At 36.9% G+C, this 23,920-nt stretch carries 25 protein-coding genes and 1 tRNA gene; 5 read left to right on the top strand and 21 right to left on the bottom strand.

Translation table 11 applies throughout. From position 1 onward, the window contains the following. Positions 1-9 precede the first annotated feature (9 nt). Genes hemZ through OCV53_RS05705 form a run of 8 tightly spaced genes read right to left on the bottom strand, consistent with a single transcriptional unit; the run spans position 10 to position 7,854 of the window. On the bottom strand, positions 10-1,440 hold the full coding sequence (hemZ, locus tag OCV53_RS05740; RefSeq protein ID WP_055197034.1) for a coproporphyrinogen dehydrogenase HemZ: 1,431 nt from the start codon (positions 1,438-1,440) through the stop codon (positions 10-12). A 3-nt stretch (positions 1,441-1,443) separates the two neighbouring features. Beyond that, on the bottom strand, positions 1,444-2,103 hold the full coding sequence (locus OCV53_RS05735) for an MBL fold metallo-hydrolase (protein ID WP_055197032.1): 660 nt from the start codon (positions 2,101-2,103) through the stop codon (positions 1,444-1,446). Positions 2,104-2,111: 8 nt separating this feature from the next. Next, positions 2,112-4,409, bottom strand: a complete 2,298-nt coding sequence (locus OCV53_RS05730; protein ID WP_055197030.1) for a RelA/SpoT family protein — start codon at positions 4,407-4,409, stop codon at positions 2,112-2,114. 27 nt (positions 4,410-4,436) lie between these two features. Further along, positions 4,437-4,856: an aspartate carbamoyltransferase regulatory subunit gene (locus tag OCV53_RS05725; RefSeq protein ID WP_022375482.1), complete on the bottom strand. Its 420-nt coding sequence runs from the start codon at positions 4,854-4,856 to the stop codon at positions 4,437-4,439. Beyond that, on the bottom strand, positions 4,846-5,772 hold the full coding sequence (gene pyrB / locus OCV53_RS05720; RefSeq protein ID WP_055197028.1) for an aspartate carbamoyltransferase: 927 nt from the start codon (positions 5,770-5,772) through the stop codon (positions 4,846-4,848). Before pyrB ends, OCV53_RS05725 begins: the two co-directional genes overlap by 11 nt. A 59-nt stretch (positions 5,773-5,831) precedes the next feature. Then, complete coding sequence (locus OCV53_RS05715) at positions 5,832-6,746, bottom strand: DUF2156 domain-containing protein (RefSeq protein WP_055197026.1); 915 nt, start codon at positions 6,744-6,746, stop codon at positions 5,832-5,834. 17 nt (positions 6,747-6,763) lie between these two features. Beyond that, positions 6,764-7,174 (bottom strand): 23S rRNA (pseudouridine(1915)-N(3))-methyltransferase RlmH, encoded by a 411-nt coding sequence (locus OCV53_RS05710; protein ID WP_022375479.1) that lies wholly within the window; start codon positions 7,172-7,174, stop codon positions 6,764-6,766. Positions 7,175-7,179: 5 nt separating this feature from the next. Further along, positions 7,180-7,854 (bottom strand): hypothetical protein, encoded by a 675-nt coding sequence (locus OCV53_RS05705; protein WP_055197024.1) that lies wholly within the window; start codon positions 7,852-7,854, stop codon positions 7,180-7,182. 185 nt (positions 7,855-8,039) lie between these two features. Between OCV53_RS05705 and OCV53_RS05700 the strand changes: the two genes are divergently transcribed. The 3 genes from OCV53_RS05700 (at position 8,040) to OCV53_RS05690 (ending at position 10,071) form a co-directional block, all read left to right on the top strand. Further along, positions 8,040-8,112: transfer RNA gene (locus tag OCV53_RS05700), tRNA-Arg, on the top strand. Positions 8,113-8,243: 131 nt separating this feature from the next. Next, entirely contained in the window at positions 8,244-9,605 is a 1,362-nt protein-coding gene (locus OCV53_RS05695) for an MATE family efflux transporter (RefSeq protein WP_055197022.1), read from the top strand. 58 nt (positions 9,606-9,663) lie between these two features. Further along, positions 9,664-10,071: an acyl-CoA thioesterase gene (locus tag OCV53_RS05690; protein WP_022375476.1), complete on the top strand. Its 408-nt coding sequence runs from the start codon at positions 9,664-9,666 to the stop codon at positions 10,069-10,071. Here the strand turns inward: OCV53_RS05690 and rlmH are convergent. From rlmH to OCV53_RS05660, 6 genes are all read right to left on the bottom strand, one after another. Further along, positions 10,068-10,514: a 23S rRNA (pseudouridine(1915)-N(3))-methyltransferase RlmH gene (gene rlmH / locus OCV53_RS05685; protein WP_055197021.1), complete on the bottom strand. Its 447-nt coding sequence runs from the start codon at positions 10,512-10,514 to the stop codon at positions 10,068-10,070. The two genes, OCV53_RS05690 and rlmH, sit on opposite strands and share 4 nt — an antisense overlap. Positions 10,515-10,533: 19 nt before the next feature. Next, positions 10,534-10,806 carry an AlbA family DNA-binding domain-containing protein gene (locus OCV53_RS05680; RefSeq protein WP_022375474.1) on the bottom strand — a complete coding sequence of 91 codons (273 nt, stop codon included), beginning with the start codon at positions 10,804-10,806 and terminating at the stop codon, positions 10,534-10,536. Between the two features lie 227 nt (positions 10,807-11,033). Then, positions 11,034-11,678, bottom strand: coding sequence for a ribonuclease H1 domain-containing protein (locus tag OCV53_RS05675; protein WP_022375472.1), 645 nt, complete (start codon positions 11,676-11,678; stop codon positions 11,034-11,036). Between the two features lie 12 nt (positions 11,679-11,690). Then, positions 11,691-11,933: a metallophosphoesterase family protein gene (locus OCV53_RS05670; RefSeq protein ID WP_055197017.1), complete on the bottom strand. Its 243-nt coding sequence runs from the start codon at positions 11,931-11,933 to the stop codon at positions 11,691-11,693. 116 nt (positions 11,934-12,049) lie between these two features. After that, complete coding sequence (locus OCV53_RS05665; RefSeq protein WP_055197015.1) at positions 12,050-12,751, bottom strand: zinc metallopeptidase; 702 nt, start codon at positions 12,749-12,751, stop codon at positions 12,050-12,052. A gap of 129 nt (positions 12,752-12,880) precedes the next feature. After that, complete coding sequence (locus OCV53_RS05660) at positions 12,881-13,864, bottom strand: diaminopimelate dehydrogenase (RefSeq protein ID WP_055197013.1); 984 nt, start codon at positions 13,862-13,864, stop codon at positions 12,881-12,883. Positions 13,865-14,021: 157 nt separating this feature from the next. Between OCV53_RS05660 and OCV53_RS05655 the strand changes: the two genes are divergently transcribed. Continuing rightward, a complete protein-coding gene (locus OCV53_RS05655) occupies positions 14,022-14,636 on the top strand; it encodes a hypothetical protein (protein WP_022375468.1) in 615 nt (204 codons plus the stop codon). 51 nt (positions 14,637-14,687) lie between these two features. Here OCV53_RS05655 and OCV53_RS05650 read toward each other — a convergent pair whose 3' ends face one another. Then, positions 14,688-16,796, bottom strand: a complete 2,109-nt coding sequence (locus tag OCV53_RS05650) for a DNA topoisomerase III (protein WP_055197012.1) — start codon at positions 16,794-16,796, stop codon at positions 14,688-14,690. A 125-nt stretch (positions 16,797-16,921) separates the two neighbouring features. On the opposite strand from OCV53_RS05650, the gene yfcE reads away from it, so the two are divergent. Next, complete coding sequence (gene yfcE / locus OCV53_RS05645; protein WP_022375466.1) at positions 16,922-17,458, top strand: phosphodiesterase; 537 nt, start codon at positions 16,922-16,924, stop codon at positions 17,456-17,458. A 149-nt stretch (positions 17,459-17,607) separates the two neighbouring features. Here yfcE and OCV53_RS05640 read toward each other — a convergent pair whose 3' ends face one another. Genes OCV53_RS05640 through OCV53_RS05615 form a run of 6 tightly spaced genes read right to left on the bottom strand, consistent with a single transcriptional unit; the run spans position 17,608 to position 23,909 of the window. Next, positions 17,608-18,999, bottom strand: a complete 1,392-nt coding sequence (locus tag OCV53_RS05640) for a uracil-xanthine permease family protein (RefSeq protein WP_022375465.1) — start codon at positions 18,997-18,999, stop codon at positions 17,608-17,610. A gap of 26 nt (positions 19,000-19,025) precedes the next feature. Then, positions 19,026-19,280, bottom strand: coding sequence for a hypothetical protein (locus OCV53_RS05635; protein WP_022375464.1), 255 nt, complete (start codon positions 19,278-19,280; stop codon positions 19,026-19,028). Positions 19,281-19,297: 17 nt separating this feature from the next. Beyond that, a complete protein-coding gene (locus OCV53_RS05630) occupies positions 19,298-20,671 on the bottom strand; it encodes an aldehyde dehydrogenase (protein WP_055197206.1) in 1,374 nt (457 codons plus the stop codon). 33 nt (positions 20,672-20,704) lie between these two features. Beyond that, positions 20,705-21,814 (bottom strand): nitrogenase component 1, encoded by a 1,110-nt coding sequence (locus OCV53_RS05625; protein WP_055197010.1) that lies wholly within the window; start codon positions 21,812-21,814, stop codon positions 20,705-20,707. After that, entirely contained in the window at positions 21,811-23,148 is a 1,338-nt protein-coding gene (locus OCV53_RS05620; RefSeq protein ID WP_055197007.1) for a nitrogenase component 1, read from the bottom strand. The genes OCV53_RS05625 and OCV53_RS05620 overlap by 4 nt, the downstream gene beginning before the upstream one ends. Beyond that, the gene (locus OCV53_RS05615) at positions 23,148-23,909 is read right to left on the bottom strand and encodes a nitrogenase iron protein NifH (protein WP_055197005.1); all 762 of its coding nucleotides are present in this window, start codon (positions 23,907-23,909) and stop codon (positions 23,148-23,150) included. The genes OCV53_RS05620 and OCV53_RS05615 overlap by 1 nt, the downstream gene beginning before the upstream one ends. Positions 23,910-23,920: the final 11 nt, after the last annotated feature.

The following is a 23,920-nucleotide window of genomic DNA, read 5'->3' as shown; positions in this document are numbered from 1 at the left end:
AACTCCTGTTTAGATCATCTTTAATTCTTTTCTATGAATGATCTCATCAATTCGTGTAATATACTGCTTAATATCCTTAAGATTCTCGATGCGGTCCACCTGATGATCTTCTTGATGTACGATCTTTGAAGATGTTCCTGCACCAACTGCTATGATATCATGTAATTCTTCCATAATCAAAATATTGTAAAGACATTCTTTTCCTTTTTTTGAAAAACCGACATTCTCAAGGTTCCCTGGAATATTCTTCTGTCGATATAAATAATATGGTTCCATCTGCATATCTCTTGCACACCTGGCTGCGTAAGATACCATCTCTTCGGTTGCTCCAAAATGATATGTATCTTTCATACGGTTTAATCTTGATGATCGTTTCACCGCAAGTGCATGAACCGTTAAACTTTCTGGATCGAGTTTCTTGATCTCTTCTAATGTATAGGAAAGTTCTTCCATTCCTTCCTCTGGAAGTCCGCAGATCATATCCATATTGATATTGTTAATTCCTGCCTGTCTTGCCATTCTAAACTTCTCTTTGATATCTTTGGATACATGATTCCTTCCGATCAGTTTTAATGTTTTATCATTCATTGACTGTGGATTGATGCTGATCCTCGTAACTCCGTATTTCTTTAAAATTTTTAATTTCTCAAGATTTAAACTATCCGGTCTTCCTGCTTCCACTGTGATTTCTTTTATCTTTGACAGCGGAAATCTTTTGTTGATCTCACATAACAAATATTCCAGATCCTGCTCATTTAATGATGTCGGTGTTCCACCTCCGATATACATTGTCTGGAGTTCTTTGTACGCATACGCCTGCTTTACAAAATCAAGTTCTTTAAATAATGCATCTAAGTAATCCTGTACAATATTCTCGTACTGATCGATCGAATACGATGTAAATGAACAGTACAGACATGTACTTGGGCAAAATGGTATTCCTACATATAAACTGTATCCTTCTTTGTATGGAAATGTTTTTAAAAGTTTTCTCTCTTTTTGTACAGTTTCTGTACAAAGACTTGCTTTCTCCTTGGAAGCCAGATAATCTTTCTGAAACTTATGAATGATTTCTTCGCTGCTTTCTCCTTTTTTATATCCATCAAAAGCAATCTTTGTCGGACGGATTCCAGTTAATGTCCCCCATGGTAGCTGTTTATTCAATGCCTTGGAAAATAACTGATAAATTCCTCGTTTCAGCTGATTTTTGAAAAGCTTTTTATCTTCGTAATCGCCAAAGAGCTGAATCTCATCTTCTAATTCACCTTTCTTGTACAGTTTCATATCGATTTCTTGATCTTTATATTGAACTTCCAATATAAAATCGTAGATAGAATCAACGTGATCCGTCAATTCTATCTTCTCTCCGAGCATAAATGCCAATATTAAACTTCTGATATCATATTCATAAATTGTCTTGTTTTGAATTAATCCAATCATAATCTATTGCAGAAACGGATTACTTCTGCTTTCCTCCTCAATCGTTGTTGGTGGTGTATGACCGGATAATACTTTGGTCCATGGCGGCAAAACAAATAATTTCTCTCTGATCGCTGTTAAAAGATCATTCAGATTACCTGTTGGAAAATCAGTTCTTCCAATGCTCATCTGGAATAATGTATCTCCTGAGATCAGCCATCCATAATCTGCAAAATAATAACAAACACCGCCTTTTGTATGTCCTGGAACATGAATACATTTTACCTTTGTTCCCAGTACATCAATGATCTCTCCATCTTTCACCAGATGATTTGCCTTTAAGGAAAGATTCATTCCCATCATAGATCCAAGATTCAGATCAGGACTTGCAAGTACTTCTGCCTCACTTTCGTAAAGATAGACATTAAGATCTGGTTTTTGCTCCATCAGATATGGGAGTGCCATCACATGGTCAAAATGTCCATGAGTCAGGCATACACCTGCAAGTTCCATGCCATCCTCTTTTAATGTATCCATAATGCGTTCTCCTTGATCACCTGGATCAAACACGAACGCCTGATTTGTTTTTGTATTCTCAACGATATAACAATTTGTCTGCATTTGTCCAAGACAGATCGTTACCATCTTAAGTGGTCTGTCTAGTCGTAATGTTGTTTCACTCATATTATCACCTATCCTGCTGTTCTTTCGATATCGATCACACCTTCCACATTCCTGATCTTGGTAATGATACGATTCAGCTGCTCTACGCCTGTGATATCAAATGACATACTAAGCGTTGCTCTTCCTTTCTTATTGTTTGATACATTGATCGTAATGATATCAATATCAAGTTCTAAGAAAATCTTAGAAACTTCTGCCAGAAGGCCTTTCCGATTATTCGCATAGATATTAATCTCTGTTGTATATGTCTGCGTTGTATCAGCTTCACTTACCTGCCATTCTGCTTCGATCAAACGTGCCCTGTCTGATTCTGGCATATTCAGCAGATTAATACAATCTGTTCTATGAATAGAAATTCCACGTCCTCTTGTAATAAATCCAACAATTTCATCTCCAGGTACTGGGTTACAGCATTTTGAGAAACGAACAGCAACATCGTTAGCACCTCGTACCACAATCCCACCTTTTGATTTCTTATCTTTCTTCTTCTCTGGATTTGCCGCTGCTGCCTGTGCTGCTTCTGTCGTTTTCTTTAAGACCTGTTCATCTGTGATCTTCTGTTTCTTGATCTTACGGTCTTCTTCCTGCATCTTATTGATGACCTGACCTTCTTTTAATCCACCATGTCCGACTGCTGCGCATACAGAATCCCAGTCTTTAAAGCCGTACTTTAATTCAACTTTCTTAATATATTCCGGCTTCATCAATTCAGAAAGTCTGATACTTTTACTTTTACAATATTTTTCAAGAAGTTCCTTACCCCTTACGATATTCTCTTCTTTAAACTGTCGTTTAAACCACTGATTGATCTTACTTCTTGCCTGTGCTGATTTTACAAGACCTAACCAATCTCGGCTCGGTCCTTTCGAGTTCTGGGATGTAATGATTTCTACACGGTCACCATTTTGCAAATGATAATCAAATGGAACCTGTCTTCCATTAACTCTCGCACCAACCATCTTATTACCAACCGCACTATGGATGGAATAAGCAAAATCGATTGGTGTGGAACCATTTGCAAGGTTTTTAACGTCACCATTTGGTGTAAAACAATATACCTGTTCTGCAAAAAGGTCTAAGTTTGTCTTAAGCAGACTTAAAAATTCCTTGTTATCATCCATGTCACGCTGCCATTCCAGCACTTCTCTTAACCAACTTAATTTCTCTTCTTCTTTGTTAAGTCCCTTGGTATTATTATTCTCTTTATACTTCCAATGAGCTGCAATACCATATTCAGCCACACGATGCATCTCAAAAGTACGGATCTGAATCTCAAATGGATGTCCTTCTGGTCCGATCAGTGTTGTATGCAGTGACTGATACATATTTGGTTTTGGCATTGCAATATAGTCTTTGAATCTTCCTGGAATTGGTTTATACATCTCATGAATGATTCCAAGAGCTGCATAGCAGTCCTTGACGGTATCAACTTTAATTCTTACTGCAAATAGATCATAAATCTGATCGATCGTCTTATGCTGGTTGACCATCTTCTTATAAATGCTGAACATGTGTTTTACACGTCCATCAATCTCTGCCTTTATTCCTGCACGATCAATATGACCTTTCACTTCTTCTACGATCTCCTGGATAAAAGCTTCTCTTTCTTCTTTTGCAGAATTTAACGATTTCTCTAAATCTTCATATACATCTGGCTTTAAATAACATAGTGCAAGATCATCTAATTCGACCTTAATCTTTGAAATACCAAGACGATGTGCGATTGGTGCATAGATATCCATCGTTTCTCTTGATTTCTCTTTTTGCTTCTCTGGGCGCATAAACTGCATCGTACGCATATTATGCAGACGATCCGCTAATTTGATCAGAATCACTCGGATATCTTTCGCCATTGCAAGAAACATCTTTCGTAAGTTCTCCGCCTGAACTTCAATCTTATCCTTGGAATAACTCAACTGTCCTAACTTCGTAACACCATCAACTAACTGGGCAACTTCTTCTCCAAAGTCTCTGACAATATCCTCATGGGTCGTTTCCGTATCTTCTACAACATCATGAAGCAGCCCTGCCATAATCGTTTCTTTGTCAAGTTCTAATTCTGCAAGTATGATCGCAACACAAATAGGATGAATGATATAAGGCTCTCCAGACTTTCGTTTCTGCTTCTCATGTGCCTTGTATGCAACTTTGTAGGCACGCTCTACAGCCTCAATATCTTCTTCATCATAAATGCTTTGCATGGTTGTGATCAGCTGTCGTTTCAGTTCTTCAGGCGGAGTGAAGCTTTCCGGACTGCTGATATCCTTTTTTACACGATTTATGTTTGTTCTGCTTTCTTGTTTCATGCACGGATACCTCTTTGTCTCTTTTGCTTATTTTTTTAGTTTAGATTCACAGTAAACACAACGATATACCTGATGTTCTCTATCTGTTAATTTAAACACATGATCGATCTCTTGTTCTACAGATGTGATACATCTTGGATTCTTGCATCTTGCAATATTTACGATCTTTTCAGGAAGTTCTACTTTATGCTTGGATTTTACACTGCCATTTTCAATAACACATACAGTAACTTCTGGATCGATGTATCCTAAAACATCAAAGTTCACTTCAAATGCGTCTGAAATCTTGATGATATCTTTCTTTCCCATCTTGTTGCTTTTTACATTCTTAATAATTGCAACGCTACAGTCTAACTGATCTAGTCCAAGACTGTTATAAATCTGCATTCCGCGGCCTGCACGAATATGATCTAATACAATTCCATTCTTAATGCTATCAATGTTCATCTGCACTTACCCCCAGTAATTCCATGATCAATGCCATTCTTACATGTTTCCCATTCAATACCTGTTTAAAATAGCAGGCTCTTGGATCGTTATCGACTTTTACAGAAATCTCATTTACACGAGGCAATGGATGTAAAATCGAAAGATCTTCTTTGGCGATCTTTAATTTATCCATATCTAAAATATAGCTGTCTTTTAATCTGACATAATCGGCTTCGTTGAAGAAACGTTCTCTCTGTACTCTTGTCATATAAAGAATATCTAACTGAGGCATCACATCTTCCATCTTATCAACTTCTGTAAATGTGATCCCTTTCTTCTCAAAGACATCTTTCTTAATATATTCAGGAATCTGAAGTTCTTCTGGAGAAATTAAAATATAATTAATTCCTTCATATCTTGATAATGCTTTGATCAGGGAATGTACTGTTCTTCCAAACTTTAAGTCTCCGCAAAATCCAATCGTGAAATTGTTAAGACGTCCTTTTTCTCTTCTGATCGTTAAAAGGTCTGTTAATGTCTGTGTTGGATGATTGTGTCCCCCATCACCCGCGTTAATGACTGGAATGTTTACATACTGTGATGCTACAAATGGTGCACCTTCCTTTGGATGACGCATCGCAATGATATCTGCGTAACATTCAATAACTCTTGCTGTGTCTGCCACACTTTCTCCTTTGGATGCAGATGAAGAATCTGCGGAAGAAAATCCAAGAACACTTCCTCCTAATTCAAGCATCGCTGCCTCGAAACTTAATCTTGTTCTTGTACTTGGTTCAAAGAACAAAGTTGCTAATTTCTTGTGTTTGCATACTTCCTGATATTTTTCAGGATTCTTTGCGATGTCATCAGCGCGGTCTAATAATCTGTCAATATCTTCCACACTTAAATCCATCGGATCAATCAAATGTTTCATTACATATTCCTCCTAATGGTTTGTCCTTTCTTCAATTCTACATTTTTAGACACCTAGTGTCAATTCTTTACTTCTGATTTTAGGCGAAGAACACCTTTATCTACCATAAATACTGGACGATAGGATAATTTCGATTTACGAAGTCCTTCTTCTCCGACATCATCCTCTCTGTTTACATATTTAAAATTCTCCATCTCGTGAATGACAAACTGCTGATTGATCATTGGATATGCTCCTTGGATATCTGCAAAAGCTTTTTCAATATGAACGATAAACGTATCTTCATTTGATGCGCGTTCTCCAATGGAAAATCCTACGATCTTACCTTCTGCACGCAAAACGCCTCCTACGAGCCCTAATTCTTTATAATTGATCACACTGTTTTTCGATACACAGATCTCATCATGTTTCTCAATATCTTCTGGATCACAGTTTTGTAACTTCCATTCCATCAACATTGCTAGTACTTCTAACTGATTTTCATCAGAAAGCGGTTCATATGACCATTCATGATTTTCCTTAAAACGATTGATGTGATTTCTCTTTCCATGAAGTTTCTTGCCAGATAATGTTGCTAGTTTTTCTCTGTCATAAATATATTCTGAGATATCTCTGTCATATTCAATTTCATAAATATCTCCAAACATTTTCCGAAATTCATCTTCCATTTCATGAGTTACCCCATGCAATACAAATGGAATCTGTTTTTCTTTACAATCGTCCATCAGAGACTGTAATACCTTTTTCTTATCTCCCTTTCCGATCGGGTAGCAGAAAGAACCGCCTTCTTCATCTGTATGCGATACAAAGAGTCCTTCGATGATCGCATATTTTACCTGATAATATGCACTCCATAAAATAATATTGGCTGTTGCGTAATCACAGCTTCTTGTATCATCTGCCAGGATACATCGGTCAATTTCTTCTTTATCTTCAATTGTTGGTGTCTTAAACTCCATCTTTGCTAACTCCATTCTAGTGTTTTCTAGTATTACTTGTGATATGGCTGGTGATTTAAAATCCGGTAAGCACGATAAATCTGTTCTAGTATGATCGTACCTGTTAGTGATCCACTTTGTGTAAAGGAAGATACATGAAATGGTTTTGTCTCTTCAGATTCTAAATCTCCAATATAAAAATGAAACTTTGAAATTCCCTGCACAGAGCTTTCATTGATCAGTTGTGCAAGTTCCGGACTTGTCATACTGTCTTTTCCTGGTATGATATGATAATGCTCTCCCGCTTCTTTTAATATTTTCTCTACTTGTTTTGCATTCTTTTTATACACTACAGAAACTTTCGCATATGCCCCGAGACGCTTTAGATATTCTCCCATTGCTTCTTGGTACGTCTTAGAATCTTGCGATTTCTTCTGTAGAATATAGATTTCAAATTTCATCATATATTTTAATTTCCTTCAAAAAATTGTTTTAATTTTTTATCTTGTTTTAAGGCCTGATCATATTTTTTATTGATCTGCTTTGTCAACTTTTTAATCTCTTTGCTGTTTTGGCTTTCTTTTTTTGCATCTGTGATCTCATCCGTATCATGTTTTTGATTATTGTAGATACAAAAAGTATCTCCCTTCTTCATTACATAATACGATGTCATTCCTGGTGCCAATGTTGCAATCTTCTTAATCTTCATCTTATATGTCACATAAACAATAAATGATTCATCATCTGCTCCTTTTTTTACAAGATATGTAAGATCATCGTATTTTTTCACATACTGATGGATAGCTTTTTGATTTTTCTCCAACTCATTCGTATCTTCTACCATAGATTTCAAATTTGTAAGATCATTTTTCTGAACCAGCTTATAATATGTTTTCATAAAATCCTCCACTGTTTTTTTCTCAGCATCAGGATCTTTCTTTTTTGCTTTCACTGCATCATTGGTTTCCTTGATCACGTTTTGTGCGGTATTCTTCTGTGTTGTTTGTTGAAAAATCTTTTCATTGGTAAGTCGTTCTTGCCTTATCTGATCTAATTTTACATAAGCTAAAAAAGCTGCTACAAAAAATAAAATCCAACTTGTAATGATAACAACAACTGTAGATTTTCTAAGCTTCACGAACATCCCTCCAATCCACCTACAGCAAATTTACAGTATATTATACCTTATCGAGCGGAGCGAGTCCAGTCCAAAGGACTATGAATTCACGAATGCCCTGCGGGTATACCTTATCGAGCGGAGCGAGTCCAGTCCAACCCAAAATAACTCTTGCTATTTTTTTCAATATATTGTAATATAATAAAGCTTATGTACCAGTAACTCAGTGGATAGAGTGGCAGCCTCCGAAGCTGTTGGCCGCGGGTTCGACTCCCGCCTGGTGCGTATTTTAATAAATAAAATATATTATAGAAATTAAATATTGTCTTTTAAGAGACTATAGATTTTACTGTTTCTGATCGTTAAACAGCAAAGTCTATTGTCTCTTTTTTATTGTTAAGGAGGAAAATTATTTTATGGATCAGACGTATATGAAAGAAAAACCAATTTTACCATTATTATTATCAATGGCGCTGCCAATGGTAATCTCCATGTTTGTAAACTCATTGTATAACATCATTGACAGTATCTTCGTTGCAAAAATCAGTGAAGATGCAATGAACGCTTTATCTCTTGTATATCCAGTGCAAAATCTGATCAACTCAGTTGCGGTTGGATTTGGCGTTGGAATTAATGCAGTGATTGCAATGTGTCTTGGCGCAGGGAAAGCAAAAGAAGCCAATAAAGCAGCAACACAAGGATTGTTTCTAAATACTATTCATGGAATCATTTTTACGATTGTTGGATTAATGATCATGCCATCATTTTTGGCAATGTTTACAAAAGATCAGACTGTTATCAAAATGGGATTACAATATTCAACCATTGCATTAATGTTTTCAACTATTATTATGGTAAGTATTTCTTTTGAGAAGATTTTTCAGGCAGTTGGAAATATGGTGACCACAATGATTGCTTTGATGACCGGTTGTATTGTAAATATTGTATTAGACCCACTTTTAATCTTTGGAATCGGTTTCTTTCCGAAACTTGGAATTCAAGGTGCGGCACTTGCAACTGGAATTGGACAGAGCAGTACATTGATCATCTATTTATTCGTTTATCTATTTCGTCCAATTCATGTAAAGATCAGAAAAGATTGTTTAAAACCAGAAGCTGCATGTATTAAAAGATTATATACCATCGGAATTCCAGCAACTTTAAATATGGCATTACCATCTTTCTTAGTGTCTGCTTTAAATGCGATTTTAGCATCATTTTCACAGACTTATGTTGTTGTTCTTGGTGTTTATTACAAATTACAGACATTCTTATATCTGACAGCGAATGGAATGATTCAGGGAATGCGCCCGATTATGAGTTATAATTATGGAGCAAAGGAACCAGCACGTGTCCGTAAGATCTATCTTATGACATTTGAGATTGTTGTTGGAATCATGGCTGTTGGAACTGTCATTTGTTTTACGATACCGCAGACGCTTATGAGTATGTTTACAAACAATCCTGAAACATTAACAGAAGGCACGATCGCACTTCGCATTATTTGTGCAGGATTTGTAGCTTCTTCCGTTTCCGTTGTTTCCGCAGGTGCATTTGAAGCATTAGGAAAAGGTATTCAGTCTTTTATGATCTCATTTTTACGTTATGTTGTTGTGATCATTCCTGCAGCATTTATATTAAGTAAAACAGTTGGAGTACATGGTGTATGGCATGCATTCTGGGTTGCTGAAATCATTACCGCACTCATTGCTTTTATCCTTTACTATAAACTTATTGGTAGATCAGGAAAGAACACCGCTACAGTACAGCTTCTTTAAATTTTGACAGATTCTTAAAAAATGCTTACAATAAACAAAAAGAAAAGGAGCGTAAATTATGGGACATATATCAACGATTGAAGTTCGTTATGCAGAAACAGATCAGATGGGGATTGCTCATCATAGTAACTATGCAGTTTGGTTTGAAGTAGCCAGAACTGATTTTATTAAAGCCGCTGGCATTTCTTATACAGATGTAGAAAAAGAAGGAATCATCACTCCATTAACAAGCCTTGAATGCAAATATAAAAAAGCAGCTTTCTATGAGGATCAGTTACAGATTCATGTAAATCTTACCAAGCTGTCTCCTGTTCGTCTAGAGTTTTCTTATAAGGTTACAAGAGGTGATGATCTGATTGCTACTGGGAAGACAACACATGGTATGGTGACAAAAGATCTAAAACCGATCAATGTAAAAAAAGAACACCCGGAAATTTACCGAATGTTCGAAAATGCTTTAGATTAAAGATAGCTTAACTGCTCAATTAAGATCAGGCGCATTAATTGATGTGGAAATGTCATTTTACTAAAACTTAATTTTAATTTCCCTTTGGATATAACTTTAGGTGATAATCCAAGGGAACCGCCAATAATAAATGTAATATTATTTATGGACTCCTTGTTCCACTGATTCCATTTCTTCTGGAATTGTTCTGTGGAATAAGGAGTTCCTTCTATACAGAGAGAAATTACAAAAGATCCTTCTGGAATCTTATCAAGAATTCTCTGTCCTTCAATTTCCTTGATCTTTGCTTCTTCTTTTTCACTGGCGTTATCTGGTGTTTTCTCGTCAGGAAGTTCTATAATTTCAAAATCATATTTCTTGCGGATAATCTTTGTGTAGTGATCGATCAATTCTCTTAAATATGCTTCTTTAATTTTTCCGACGCAGATCATTTGGATTTTCATATGTTTTTAATACCTTTCTTTATAAATTGATCAACAATTCCCAATAGCCTTTATGACTAGTGCCGATTCGTCTAATTGCCTGCTGTTTTTTCATCTTGTCACATAAGTCTTTTATATCGTTTTCATCAATTTCAAGATATTCACATGGCTCATCATCAACACCAAAAACAATACGTCCTCCTCTTCCATTTGCAAAAGCCACTACTGTTTTCATATATTTTTCGCTCTTTTTAGGCATTTCAACTTTATATTCAATGTTTATTGACTCTCCTGAAAACAACTTATTTTTCAATATGACTTCTCCTATCATTGTTCATTCAAACTATACTTAATACTATATAAATATATTCAGAATCATATCATACAATTTTAATATTTACAATATAATTTTCTCATTCTAAATAAAAGTGTAGCACATTTCCAGAAATCCATCAAACAATAAAGCAGCCCTGCATCTATACAAGAAACTTGGATTTATCCAGCTTGGTATAATTCCAAAGGGATTCCATATTTTTTCTTTTACCTTACTTTGATCCACTCCTGATCTTCTTTCTTCTCGAAGCTTCCATCTCCGATTCCTAATGCAGATTTCGCTAACATATCTGCATAATCGTTATATTTATCATTGGAATGTCCTTTGACTTTTACAAACTTAATCTGAACATGCTGTTTCATTTCTTCATAAATTCTCTGATAAGCCTGTGTTCCTTCTTTTTTTGCTGCCCACTCACCTGTACACCATTTCTGGATTCCTTCATAATCATAGTGAATTGCAAGTTTTTTGTAGCCATTTTCTTTTGCAAAACGCATGGCTGCTTCGGAACCTTTGATCTCGCCTGCTACATTACGCATCGTTGCCAGTTCTTCATCTATGTATGGATATGCAAAATAGCGTTCTTTTCCGTCATGCATCAAAACCATTCCATAGGAAAATCTCTTCTGGGAATGATCATAACTTCCGTCCACATATGCAACTAATGTGTCTTCATCAATCTGCATCAATTCGTTTGCATCGGGATTTAAAAACTCTTCCGCTTCTGCTTTTGTTTTAAATCCTTTGTATCTTGCATTTGGAAATCCCATCACCTGTGCTTTGCATGCATCCCATGACATGTAGATTCCTGGTTTTCTTCCTTTTTTTACTGCATAAAATTTTCCTGCCATATTTTTTCCTCTTTATTTCTTTGTATTTAAAGTGATAACTACATATTCGGAATGTCCGCCTGTACGGATTGGATATCCCCAGCCGCCGATTCCGAAACTTACAATTACCTGATAATCTCCATCTTGTCGGTATCCATAATTTAACTCATTCACACCGATCAGCTCTCCAAGCTGTCCTGTCGGCCAGATCTGTCCAGCATGGGTATGTCCGGATAAAGAAAGATCAATACTGCTCCAAGCCCATATAACATCCATCCCCATCTAACACAGCAAAGTGTCAGGATCAATGAAATAATATTGCTTATTTTCTCCTCCTTATTTTAGAAAAGAAAAAATCCTGCAACGCAGGATTTCTTCTCAAATTTATATTTCTAGTCGTTATCTCTTTCTCCGAATAAAATAACCAGACGAAGTAAACTAAGGATTGCCGCTGTTGCACTTGCCACATAAGTGAGTGCTGCTGCAGTTAATACCTTCCTTGTCTGTGCTACTTCATCACCATACATGATTCCTGTATTGCCAAGGATCTTTAAAGCTCTTGCTGAAGCGTTAAATTCAACTGGAAGTGTTACCAGCTGAAAGATAACTGCCAATGAGAATAACAAAATTCCGATATTCAGCAGTGTCTGGTTCATTCCAAGAACAACACCACCGATAATAAACAACCAAGATAAATTAGATCCTAAATTCACGGCTGGAACCATCGCTCCACGAATCTTTAATGGTGTATATCCTTGCTGATGTTGTACGGCATGCCCACATTCATGAGCTGCAACGCCGATCGCTGCAATGGAATCAGATCCATAAGTTGCATCGGATAATCGTAGTACCTTATTCTTTGGATCATAATGATCCGTAAGATTACCACTGACTCGTTCTACAGAAACATCGTAGATTCCTGCCTGATTTAAAATACGTTGCGCCGCCTGCGAACCTGTTAATCCACAATGGCAACGAACTCTTGAATATCTTCGGAATGTTGAATTCATCTTAGAAGATGCAATCATTGTAATGATCACCCCGACGATGATCAAAATATACGTTGGGTCGAAATAATAACCATATGGGTACATAAATATCTCCCTTCTTTCTCTATAACATGTAGAAGATTATATCGTTCCTTCTACATGAAATCAAGGCAGTTTAGAAATATTTTATTTCTTTTTATAATCATTTTATTGAACGATTGATTCTTTGTCTTTTTATAACAAAGAAGCTCTTAATTCTTCTCCAGATTTGGCACTTAAATATGCTGGTGCGATATCAAATACAGTCTTGCATCCGCTCTGTCCTTCTTTGGAAAGTTTGTATGCAGCTCTTGCATATGCAACTAAAACGCTTGATGTAAATTCTGGGTTAGAATCTAATTTTAAGCTGTATTCGATAATGTGTTTGTTTTCTTTTTCCCATCCTGTGCATCCGCTTCTTAATACGAATCCACCATGAGGGATCTTGCTGTGATCACGATCTAATTCTTCCTGACTGATGAAATGTACTGTTGTGTCATAGTCTGAGAAGTAGTTCGGCATTGTTTTGATCTCTTCTTCTACTTTCTTCGCATCTGCACCTTCTTCAAGGACTACAAAACATTCTCTTGTATGTTTCTGTCTTGTTGTAAGTTCTGGATCTTCTCCATTACGAACTGCTTCTAAGGCTGCTTCTACAGGAATTGTGTACTGTTTACCATCTTTGACACCTTCTACACGACGAATTGCATCAGAATGTCCCTGGCTGACACCTTTTCCCCAGAATGTGTAATCCTTTCCTTCTGGAAGGATTGCGTTTGCATACATTCTATTTAAAGAGAACATTCCTGGATCCCAACCTACAGAGATGATTCCAATATGTTCATTTTCTTTTGCTGCTTTATCTACATTTGCAAAATGTTCTGGAATTCTTGCGTGTGTATCAAAGCTATCTACTACGTTAAATAATTTTGCATATTCTGGTGTTTGAACAGGAAGATCTGTTGCACTTCCTCCACATAACATTAAAACGTCAATCTTATCTTTCCAATCTTCTACATCTTTGACATTACATACAGCTGCACCTTCTGTTAAAATGCTGACTGTCGCTGGATCTCTTCTTGTAAATACAGCTACAAGCTCCAAATCGTCATTCTGTTTGATCGCGCATTCAATTCCGCGTCCAAGGTTACCATAACCCATAATACCAATTCTAATCATTGATCTTTCTCCTTTTTGACTTTATTAGATTCAGTATATCATTAATGAGTTTTTCATTCAACGTATTCTTTCTGTCATTTTTTTGCTATAATAACTTTAAAAATTCCCGATAATTCTTACTTTTCGGGTCAGTTTAACAGAAATGAGGAATTTTATCATGTCATTCACCGGCATTTTCAAAGCAAAAGATGGAATCGTCGCTGTCGTCGATTCAAAAGCATCCAAAACAGAAGATGGTCAGTCTTACGAAGATCTTCATAGGAATCCAGAAAAACTATTTATATTCCAAAACGGAATCGCTACAACTTTTGGAGCAAACCAGATCCTAGTACAAAACCCCTTTGAATTTTCCTCAAAAGTTATTGCAATTGAGGATCTCGTTTATGAATATCTACATTTAAAAAATATGTTAGATGCCTCATTCTTCCAATCTCTACTCGTAAAAATGACATCCAATCCAGCCAACACGGAACCAGTGAACTTCCTGATCGGGCGAAAAATCCGGCAAGAAGAATATCTATTAGAACACCATCAAGTACGCTATTGCGCTTACGCCCAAAGACTAGGAACTCCAATGGAACATTTCTTTACTGGTGGTGATGAAAAATATCGGAAACACTTTGATAGCCTTCCCTACCTTTCACAGATCACATCTGTTGATGTATTACAGAAAACAGTGGCGAACGAATTGGATGAATTAATTCAATATTATGACAACCAAACTGAATACAATCCTGTTGGAAAGCCTGTGAAATCCTATATTTTAAGATAAAATGCGAATGGGTCTCAGAATAGAATACATACAGATCATCCAACACACAACCTACAGTTTAATTTTCGCAAAAGCCTCCGCAAATGCATTATTAATTGGCTGTTCTGCCTCTTTCTGCTGTTTCTTCAAATACCGGTTCACTTCCTTCTTACTCATTCCAGAACCCTGTTTTTCTTTTCTCTGTTTAAATGCAGACAGTTTTTCCTTATATCCGCAAACGCATACAAACTTCTGTCCTTCACCTTCTCCGACCATTTCCATTTTCTTATGACATACTGGACATCTTGCATTTGTGATTCTTGAAATTGTCTTTTTATACCCACAGGTGCGATCCTGACATACCAGACGTTTTCCATGTTTCCCATTGACTTCTAATAAGAATTTTCCACATTCTGGGCAACGATGTCTTGTCACATTATCATGTCTGAATTTTCCATCGGATGTTTTAATATCTTTGATCAATGCCTGTGTATAATCTGAGATTTCTCTCATAAATTTCTGATCATTTTGTTTTCCTTTCGAAATTGCTGTCAGTTTCTTTTCCCAGTCAGCGGTTAGTTCTGCTTTTTTAAGATCTTCTGGAACAAGTTCTAATAACTGCTTTCCTTTGGATGTGATGTGAATTTCATTTCCTTTCTTTTCAAGAAGGTAACTGTTAAATAGTTTATCAATGATATCTGCTCTTGTTGCAACCGTTCCAAGACCTTTTTTATCCATCTGATCAATTAATGTTCCTTCAGTATAACGTCCTGGTGGATTGGTTGTTCCTTCTGTCATAGAGATCGTACCAACAGAATATTCTTTTCCTTTGACTGGAATATTTCCTGCTTTGATCATATCTTTTGATCCTGTTTCTTCTTCGTAAAGTTCTCTCCATCCAATTTGTTTGATATTCTCTGCTTTTGCACGGAATAACTCCCCATTTACACTTGCTTTTACAGAAAGTTGTTCGGAAATTGCTGGTTCAGATAAAACAGCTAAAAATCTTGCAACAACCATATCGTAGATCTTTCGTTCATCAGAGCTGAAACTTGTCAAAGATGCATACTGTTCTGTTGGAATGATCGCATGATGATCGGATACTTTCTTATTGTTGATAAAACGACTGCTTGCTTTAATCTCTTTTCTTAATAATGCCGCTGCTGCCTTTTTGTATGATCCATTCTGACACGCTTTGATCCTGTCTTTTAATGTCTCTGTCATATCATTGGTTAAATATCTGGAATCTGTTCTTGGATACGTCAATACTTTGTGATGCTCATAAAGGCTCTGCATGATATTTAATGTCTGTTTTGGTGAGAATCCATAGCGTTTGCTGGCTTCTTTCTGCAGTGTTGTCAGATCGTAAAGTTCTGGTGCATAATTCTTCTTCTCTTTTTTGGAAACTTCTGTGATCACAAGATCATGACCTCTTAATTTCTTTCCAAGTTCCTCTGCCCATTTCTTATCGGAAATTCTCTGGTTCCCTTTTTGATTTTCCCATGTGAAATTCATTCCTGTTGCAAAAATCTTATATCCATAATATTTCTGAGGTTTGAAATTTCGAATTTCCTGCTCACGATTCATGATCATTGCCAGCGTTGGTGTCTGCACACGTCCGCAAGATAACTGTGCGTTATATTTACATGTCAAAGCTCTTGTCGCATTGATTCCAACTAACCAGTCTGCTTCTGCCCTTGATCTTGCCGCACGAAAGAGATTGTCATATTCTTTTCCCTGTTTTAAATGTGCAAAACCATCTTTGATCGCTTTATCTGTTACCGAAGATATCCACAAACGATAGATCGGTTTCTTATTTCCTGACATCTGTAAGATCCATCTGGCAACCAGTTCTCCTTCTCTTCCAGCATCAGTTGCAATGATCACGTCTTTGATGTCATTTCGAAGAAGTAGTTTCTTCACTATCTGAAACTGTTTGGATGTCTTTTTTAACACAGTCAATTTCCAGTGTTTGGGCATCATTGGAAGGACATCCATATTCCATTCTTTATACTTTTTTCCATACTGCTCCGGATCTGCCAAAGACACTAAATGTCCTAATGCCCATGTTACAATATAATCATTTCCTTCGATATAACTATGCGTTTCATTTTTACAGCCAAGAACTCTCGCAATATCACGCCCAACCGAAGGCTTCTCCGCTAATACTAATCGTTTCATTTTATTCTTTAAACCTTTCTAAAATTATCATCTCAAATTTATCGTCCCGACCATTTTAACATATTTTGTGATATACTGAAACAAAGATATTTTATCGTACTTTTAAAGAATTGAGGTATTTACATATGAAATTAATGATCGCATCCGATATTCACGGATCTGCTTATTATTGTAGACAATTAATGGAAGCTTATAAAAAAGAACAGCCTGATAAATTACTTCTCTTAGGAGATTTACTTTATCACGGACCAAGAAACGACCTTCCAAAAGACTACGCGCCAAAACAAGTCATCGAAATGCTAAATTCCATCAGTGACCAGTTGATCTGTGTGAGAGGAAACTGCGAAGCCGAAGTCGACCAGATGGTACTAAACTTTCCTGTATTAAGTGAATCCTGTATTCTATACATCGACGAACAAACAATCTACGCAACCCACGGACACATAAACTCACCAGCGAATCCTCCAAAATTACATAAAGGAGATATTCTGTTAACTGGGCATACACATATTCCAGCTTGGGAAGAATATGATAACTTTTTGTATTTAAATCCAGGATCTGTGTCAATTCCTAAAGAAGAATCTGAACATGGCTATATGATTTATGAAGATAAAAAGTTTTTATGGAAAACTTTAGAAGGTGACATATATCATACCCTTTAATTCTTTTCGTTTCTCAAATAAATATACCTAAATAGTATCTATAACCTTCGCGTATGTTATAAAAATAAAAAAATAGATGGTACATGAAATTCATGTTTCGCGTACCATCTATTTTTTTATTTTTGTAACATACTCAAAGATTATAAATATTATTCACTTTTTTTACTTTTAGGAAGTACTAAACTCAAAATTAATGACACTACAAAGACTCCCGCAACTGCATTCCCATTAAAGATATCCCCAACTTCCTTCGGAAATGCTGCAAAAAAGTTTCCAGATGTCTGAGTCAGTCCAACTCCGATACAAAATGCTAAAGATACAATCACCATTGTACGATCATCAAACTCACATTCTTTTAACATCTTGATTCCTTCATACATGATAGATCCAAACATCATAACCGTACATCCACCAAGCACTGCCTGTGGGAGAGAATTAAAAAACGCTCCCAGTGGTGGAAATAACGATGCTAGGATTAAAATCAATGCTCCCATTAAGATTGTAAATCGATTAATAACTCCTGTCATTGTGACAAGTCCAACATTCTGGCTGAATGATGTTAATGGAAGACATCCAAAACAACCAGAAATCGCACTGGAAAATCCATCAGCTGCTAATGATCCCTGTAATTCTTCCATTTCAATATCTCTTCCAAGTGCTCCAGTACAGATGGCTGTTGTCGCACCCGTTGTCTCTGCTGCTGATACAAGGAATACGATCGCAATCGTAAAAAATGCTCCAAGATCAAAGACTGGTTTAAGGCTTGTAAAGAATACAAGTTTCGGAATACTTACAACGCCAACCTGTGCGATTGTTTTTGAAATTCCAGAGAAATCAACCAGTGGTGCAATTCCTGCAACGGTAAAGATCACAGAAAGAAGGTATCCTAAGACCAGTCCGACTAATACATTTAAGTTCTTATATACACCTTTTAAGATGTATCTGGCTGCAAGACAGACGATCAGTGTAAATGCTCCGATAAAAAGATGATACCATGATCCAAAATCTTTGGCTCCATCTCCGCCTCCCCAGGAATTCATTCCTACGGATAGTAAGGATAATCCGATCGCGATAACAACACAGGCCGAAACAACAGGTGTTAAAAATCGTTTCCAGTATCTGGCACTTAAACCTACGATTCCTTCAAAAATACCTCCGGCAATGACCGCTCCTACCATTCCTTCATATCCAAGATCTGGATTTGTACAAATCATCAATAAACTTCCAAGGAAAGTAAAACTGACTCCCATAACGATCGGAAGCCTCGATCCGATCTTCCAGATTGGGTATAACTGAAGACACGTACCGATTCCTGCAACAAACATCGCACATTGTAATAACTGTGTGATTTCTGCTCCAGTCAAATGATGATTCGTTCCATGTACAAATGCTGCACTACAGACGATCAGTACTGGTGCAAGATTGGATACAAACATTGCCAGCACATGCTGCAGTCCAAATGGGATTGCTTTAGATAATGGAACTCTTCCATTCAACTTGTAAATATTGTCTGCACTGACATTTTGATTCTGATTTTCCATATAAATCTTAATCCTCTTTTTCTTTCTTAACCCTTAATAATATCATCGATCGTATCAAATGGGATTCCTTCATTTTCCCCATTGTCTTTATGCACATGCACAATATCATCTTCTTCCAGACATCTTGCAAATTCAATCTGCATAAAAATACCTTTGATTTCTCTTCCATTTAATGTCTTTACGATCACATGATCATTTTGTGAAAGAAAAAGTTCTTCTTCATTTCCTGCTTCATTTTGTTTTACCAGTTTGACTCCTGGTAATACGTTTGTAAATTCCATAAAAGTTGCTCCTTATCTTATAATTTCAGAAAAAACTTCATCAATTGTTCTTTGGCTTTGTTATATGGCATATAGCGGATTGGAATGTCGATCTTGTCTGATTTTTTTATGATGCTTTTTTCATGTGTAAAAGTATCAAAGCTTTTCTTTCCGTGATAAGTTCCCATTCCGCTGTTAGAAACTCCTCCAAATCCTAGATATGGAGTTGCAAGGTGGATGATCGTATCATTGATACAGCCGCCGCCAAAAGACAACTGTGAAAGTACATCTTGTTCTACTTTATCATTTTCTGTAAATAAATACAATGCCAACGGTTTGTTATGATCTCTGATATAAATGATCGCATCTGCTAATTTGTCATATGTCATCACTGGAAGTATTGGTCCAAAAATTTCTTCCTGCATAACATTTGATTTTTCTTTTACATTCACAAGAATCGTTGGTGCGATCTTTTTTAATCTCATATCGCCATAACCGCCTTCTACGATCTTTTCATGTTTCATAAGATCCATAATCCGCTGATAATGTCTTGTGTTGATCATAGATGGATAATCCTTATTAGACAAAGGATGTTTCCCGATCATTTTGTTGATCCAGTATTTTAAGTAAAAGATCAGCTCACTTTCTGCTTTTTTATCTACCAAAATATAATCTGGTGCAACACATGTTTGCCCACTGTTTAGAAATTTTCCAAAAACAATTCGCTTTGCTGCCAGTTTGATATCTGCACTTTCTTCTACGATACAAGGACTTTTTCCACCCAATTCTAAGGTTACCGGTGTTAAATGTTTCGATGCTTTTTCCATCACGATCTTGCCGACTTGTTCTCCTCCAGTATAGAAAATATGATCAAATGACTGTTCCAGAAGTTTTTCACTGATCTCTACACCTCCATTGATCACAGCAACGTAATGAGATGGAAAAACTTCACCAATCATCTTCTTTAAAAGATTCGCACAATGCGGTGCATGTTCCGATGGCTTTAAGACACTGCAATTTCCTGCAGCAATCGCTCCAATGAGTGGTTGCAGGGATAAAAGAATTGGATAATTCCATGGTGCAATGATCAGAACCTTTCCAAGGGGTTCTTTGATCTTAAAACTTTTGGATGGGAACTGGGCAAGTGGTGTTTTTACCTGTTCTGGTTTCATCCATCTTTTCAGATTTTTCTTTATATAAGAAAGTTCACTTTTTACCATACCAATCTCTGTCATATAGGACTCAAAGCATGATTTTCCTAAATCTTTATACAATGCATGTTCGATTTCTTTTTCATGTTTTTTGATTGCATATTCCAGACGTAAAAGTGCTTTCTTTCGAAATTCATAATCCTTTGTCTTTTGGCTTTGAAAAAAATGTTCTTGTCTTTTTAACATCTGATTGATCTCCATGGTTTTCTGTATATTTGTAAATACACTTATCATTTAAAAATAGATTCTTCCTGAAAATGCTACATGAGCAAGTTCATAAAATGTGCTATTCTTTGGACAGATTGGCTTATACAGTGGATCTGCCACAATGATCTTTGCGTTTTTCAGTTCTTCTTCCATTGCTTCTTCTCCAAGTACTACTTTATCCTTCTCTCCAATCAAAGCTTCACATTCTTTTAATGGGCATAGCACACGCGTTGAGTGTCCATAGTGTTTTTCAATCCCTGCTGCAAGTGATCCCATAGTGACAGGCTCTCCGATCAGAGTGATCTTGGCTTCCTTGGGCATACGTTTTTGTAAATATACAGCTTTTTGATTTTCCTTCTTTGTAACTGCAAGCTCCAATGCATTACAAATATCTTCTGTCAACCATTCATTTGGTGTCCCGATCACATAAGGAATTTTGTATGTTTTCCAAAGAATCTTTGCTGCACGACGCCCCACTGCTGATACAACTAAATTTACATCTGCTTGTGCTGATCTTTGCAGTGTTTCTAAGTCATCTCCCATTGCCCATGAGGACATCACTTCCCATCCGCATTTTTGCAGATTTTGTTTTAATATTTCTACATTTTCCTGTGGCCCAAAATCAAGAGGGGTTACTCCTAACAGATTTACAGCTTTTGAAGTAGAATCTTTTTGATCTTGTTTCTCTGGATCTTTTACAAAACGTTTTGCGATTTCTTCCAATGCGATCCCTGCTCCATACACATAATCATTCATGCCATTCGTTGGCACTGAAAATGTTGGAATCCCGGTTTCTGCCTCGATCACATGGGCAATTGCAGGGAAATCTGTTCCATTCATAAATGGAATTGGTGAACCTGCTAATGCGATAAATTTTGGATGCAGTTGTTTGGCTGCATGCTCAATATCATCAATAAATTTTTGATCATTTCCCATGATCGCATCGATTTCCGTCAGACCAGAAATAAAAATCAAGCTATCCTGATCGTACCAGCGAAGTTCATCATGAGTATTGTAGGTGGAGTTGCATCCAGAAGGATCGTGCATCACTGTCATGCCACCTAATTCATACAATGCAGAACACACGCCTGACACGTCAGCTGTATAAATTGGTATAATTCGATAAGATTGTCTCATAAGCAGCACTCGCACCCCCATCCCTTTTGTATTACTAATTTTTGTGTATCTTTTTCCTTAAGATATGCATCCATCATAAGTTCGGTCGTTCGTCTGATTCCATCAAATCCATATAATCCTTCTCCCTGTACAAGATTGACAAAATGGCGGCTTTTGCTAAAATATGCGGCTTTCTGTCCGATCGCAAGTACTTCTTCACTGCCGCCTCTTGGCAATACACGCATCTTTACTTGGATCGTTGCAATGAGCTCAAGTTCTGGTGCATGTTTTTGAAGCCAGATAAAATCGTCCTTTTCTTCTGGATTGATCGCATCCAGATAGACTGATTTTACACAAAATCCATGGGTAATGAGCAATTTTGCCAGTCCAAGAGGTCTTGGATGGTATAGATAATCCAATGTGATCGGCATATCTTTGATCAAATCTTTTGCTTTGGCAAGTGCTTGTTCACATGATTGTCTTTCTTGTTTTCGTTCATCTTCTGTAAGTTCTGGTAAACCAAGAGTATCTGTAAGCTTCTTTAACTGTTCTTCTATTTCATCATAATCAAAACTTCCAGGAAGATACAAGCACTCGCGTCCAAGACGCCTTGCCTGTGTCTCCATTCCGTATTTTCCAGCTGGGTAGCAGTTTATAAACAGTTTTCCCTTGCTCATTTCCATCATATCCTGCCAATTTTTACATTTTGGCAACTCAAATATTCTATAATTATATTTCTTTAATAAACGTTTAATATCGCTGCTTTCATCTAGAGCAAAATCACTTCCCAATACAGATACTGTTTTATCATATGGTTTACACTCTATAAGAGGATCATACATTGCTTTTCGAAGCTTCTGATCTGGAGTTAATCCATGTTTTTGCATGATTGGGTCCATATAGCAGCGAATAAAACAGATATCAGGGAAACGTTTCTCTAATTCGCTATAAATATAGTCAAGATTACTTCCAACAAAATGGTGAAGACAAACCGTAAAGAGTAAAACAGCTTTGGGATGATCGTCTCGTTTCTTTAATACATCTGTCACACCTTCGATGGTAATATCTTCCAGATTCCCATTTAAGATATTTTGCTCCTCTACGATCACAAAGGAAAAACGGTCTGCTGCATTCATTTCCGCTGCAGTGAGGACGACACCTCGCATACAGTTATCTGCACAGACATAGATCTGAATGGATTCTGGAAGTTGCATTCCTGTGTGTACGATATTCCAGTTCCCGTGCACTGGAGAATTATATTCAAGTTCTGAAGCAAACGGAGCTGGGAATGATGCATCTTTTATTTTTACCATCGCATCTTTTGGATCAATGGTTTCACCTACACGACGTAACATTAGATTTCCTCCCCGCATATGCGATATATCTGCCTTGCAAGCACACGATATTCCTCTGCCATTTCACTTTCTGGATAACACTCCAGCAATGTTTTTTTCTGTTCCTCTGCTAAGATTACCTGCTCACTATGTGATAATGTGCCAACAATTGTTGTTTGAAAATCATCTGCCAGCTCTTCTACTTTTTCTTCTTCTCTAGGAACGTCTCTGCGATTTAGAATAAAGCCTCCAAGTTCAGCATATCCACGATTTTTGAAGTTATCCACTGCCATGGCTATATTGGCTGCTGCATGAATTGCCATATTTTCTCCGGATGTAATGATAAATACTTTATCTGCGTAACCGCCTCGCATCGGCATGGAAAATCCGCCGCATACGACATCTCCTAATACATCGTATAAAACCACATCTGGCTTGTATACATCATATGCACCAAGCTCTTTTAATTTTTCAAGAGCCGTGATGATCCCACGCCCGGCACATCCAAGTCCCGGTGTCGGTCCTCCAGCTTCCACACAGATCACGCCGTTATAACCAATGCGTATCATATCATCAAGTTTCAATGCCTGTTTTTTCCTATTATATAGATCAAGCACTGCCGGAACAGCTTCTCCATGACAGAGTAATATCGTAGAATCCGCTTTTGGATCACAGCCGATCTGCATGACCTTAAGTCCCATTTCTGACAATGCTGCTGCCACATTGGAAACGGTCGTTGATTTTCCAATTCCACCTTTTCCATATACTGCTATCCTGATCACTTACATCTTCC

The organism is Anaerostipes amylophilus (assembly GCF_025567365.1).
GTDB classification, from domain to species: Bacteria; Bacillota; Clostridia; order Lachnospirales; family Lachnospiraceae; genus Anaerostipes; species Anaerostipes amylophilus.
Note: the sequence above shows the minus strand (reverse complement) of the source record. Positions and strands in the feature narration are given on the sequence as shown.

Coding starts and splice junctions, on each gene's coding strand:
- hemZ (WP_055197034.1), bottom strand. CDS start 1,440: ATGATTGGATTAATTCAAAACAAGACAATTTATGAATATGATATCAGA.
- OCV53_RS05735 (WP_055197032.1), bottom strand. CDS start 2,103: ATGAGTGAAACAACATTACGACTAGACAGACCACTTAAGATGGTAACG.
- OCV53_RS05730 (WP_055197030.1), bottom strand. CDS start 4,409: ATGAAACAAGAAAGCAGAACAAACATAAATCGTGTAAAAAAGGATATC.
- OCV53_RS05725 (WP_022375482.1), bottom strand. CDS start 4,856: ATGAACATTGATAGCATTAAGAATGGAATTGTATTAGATCATATTCGT.
- pyrB (WP_055197028.1), bottom strand. CDS start 5,772: ATGAAACATTTGATTGATCCGATGGATTTAAGTGTGGAAGATATTGAC.
- OCV53_RS05715 (WP_055197026.1), bottom strand. CDS start 6,746: ATGGAGTTAGCAAAGATGGAGTTTAAGACACCAACAATTGAAGATAAA.
- OCV53_RS05710 (WP_022375479.1), bottom strand. CDS start 7,174: ATGATGAAATTTGAAATCTATATTCTACAGAAGAAATCGCAAGATTCT.
- OCV53_RS05705 (WP_055197024.1), bottom strand. CDS start 7,854: ATGTTCGTGAAGCTTAGAAAATCTACAGTTGTTGTTATCATTACAAGT.
- OCV53_RS05695 (WP_055197022.1), top strand. CDS start 8,244: ATGGATCAGACGTATATGAAAGAAAAACCAATTTTACCATTATTATTA.
- OCV53_RS05690 (WP_022375476.1), top strand. CDS start 9,664: ATGGGACATATATCAACGATTGAAGTTCGTTATGCAGAAACAGATCAG.
- rlmH (WP_055197021.1), bottom strand. CDS start 10,514: ATGAAAATCCAAATGATCTGCGTCGGAAAAATTAAAGAAGCATATTTA.
- OCV53_RS05675 (WP_022375472.1), bottom strand. CDS start 11,678: ATGGCAGGAAAATTTTATGCAGTAAAAAAAGGAAGAAAACCAGGAATC.
- OCV53_RS05670 (WP_055197017.1), bottom strand. CDS start 11,933: ATGGATGTTATATGGGCTTGGAGCAGTATTGATCTTTCTTTATCCGGA.
- OCV53_RS05665 (WP_055197015.1), bottom strand. CDS start 12,751: ATGTACCCATATGGTTATTATTTCGACCCAACGTATATTTTGATCATC.
- OCV53_RS05660 (WP_055197013.1), bottom strand. CDS start 13,864: ATGATTAGAATTGGTATTATGGGTTATGGTAACCTTGGACGCGGAATT.
- OCV53_RS05655 (WP_022375468.1), top strand. CDS start 14,022: ATGTCATTCACCGGCATTTTCAAAGCAAAAGATGGAATCGTCGCTGTC.
- OCV53_RS05650 (WP_055197012.1), bottom strand. CDS start 16,796: ATGAAACGATTAGTATTAGCGGAGAAGCCTTCGGTTGGGCGTGATATT.
- yfcE (WP_022375466.1), top strand. CDS start 16,922: ATGAAATTAATGATCGCATCCGATATTCACGGATCTGCTTATTATTGT.
- OCV53_RS05640 (WP_022375465.1), bottom strand. CDS start 18,999: ATGGAAAATCAGAATCAAAATGTCAGTGCAGACAATATTTACAAGTTG.
- OCV53_RS05635 (WP_022375464.1), bottom strand. CDS start 19,280: ATGGAATTTACAAACGTATTACCAGGAGTCAAACTGGTAAAACAAAAT.
- OCV53_RS05630 (WP_055197206.1), bottom strand. CDS start 20,671: ATGGAGATCAATCAGATGTTAAAAAGACAAGAACATTTTTTTCAAAGC.
- OCV53_RS05625 (WP_055197010.1), bottom strand. CDS start 21,814: ATGAGACAATCTTATCGAATTATACCAATTTATACAGCTGACGTGTCA.
- OCV53_RS05620 (WP_055197007.1), bottom strand. CDS start 23,148: ATGTTACGTCGTGTAGGTGAAACCATTGATCCAAAAGATGCGATGGTA.